This window comes from Palleniella muris, from assembly GCF_004792655.1.
In the GTDB taxonomy this organism is placed as follows: domain Bacteria; phylum Bacteroidota; class Bacteroidia; order Bacteroidales; family Bacteroidaceae; genus Prevotella; species Prevotella muris_A.
The window spans coordinates 1-756 of record NZ_SRZC01000053.1 but is presented as its reverse complement, the minus strand read 5'-3'; the positions used below and the strand labels follow the sequence as shown (position 1 = coordinate 756).

Genomic DNA, 756 nt, shown 5'->3' with positions numbered 1-756 from the left:
CGGCATCCTCAGTGAAGGATACCGCCCTTTATAGTTTCTTCCCGGCGTTTTTTGTGCGCAGAGATTGTTATGCCTTACTTGAAATAACGGTTGAAGAGACCGCGGAAGCCTGAGCCGTGGCGCGCCTCGTCCTTTGCCATTTCGTGTACAGTGTCGTGGATAGCGTCCAGACCAGCCGCCTTGGCGTTCTTTGCGATGCGGAACTTGTCCTCGCAAGCGCCGGCTTCTGCCATCATGCGCTTCTCAAGGTTTGTCTTTGTGTCCCATACCACGTCACCGAGGAGCTCAGCGAACTTTGCAGCGTGCTCAGCCTCTTCGAATGCGTAGCGCTTGAAAGCCTCAGCAATCTCCGGGTAGCCCTCACGGTCAGCCTGGCGTGACATGGCGAGATACATGCCAACCTCTGTGCACTCACCGTTAAAGTGTGCGTTGAGGTCCTTGATCATCTCCTCGTCGGCACCGGATGCCTTAGCCTCGCCGATCTTGTGGACAGTAGCGTAGTCAGCAGCGGCGCTCTCGTCTACCTCATTGAACTTTGATGCAGGAGCTTTGCACAATGGGCACTGCTCTGGAGCCTCTGTACCTTCGTGGATGTATCCGCAAACGGAACAAATGAATTTCTTTGTCATGATATTTGAGTTTTTAAGTTGGTTAATACTGTTTTTTCTGTTTGTTGTTTTGTTGTATGCAAAATTACAACTTTATTTCCTATATCCCAAGGCAATTCGGGAAAATAAATGGTGAATTTGGGAATGG

At 50.4% G+C, this 756-nt stretch carries 1 protein-coding gene; it reads right to left on the bottom strand.

Features of this window, described 5'->3' with window-relative positions:
• Positions 1 to 74: 74 nt before the first annotated feature.
• Complete coding sequence (locus E5358_RS14945) at positions 75 to 629, bottom strand: NADH peroxidase (protein ID WP_135940944.1); 555 nt, start codon at positions 627 to 629, stop codon at positions 75 to 77.
• Positions 630 to 756: the final 127 nt, after the last annotated feature.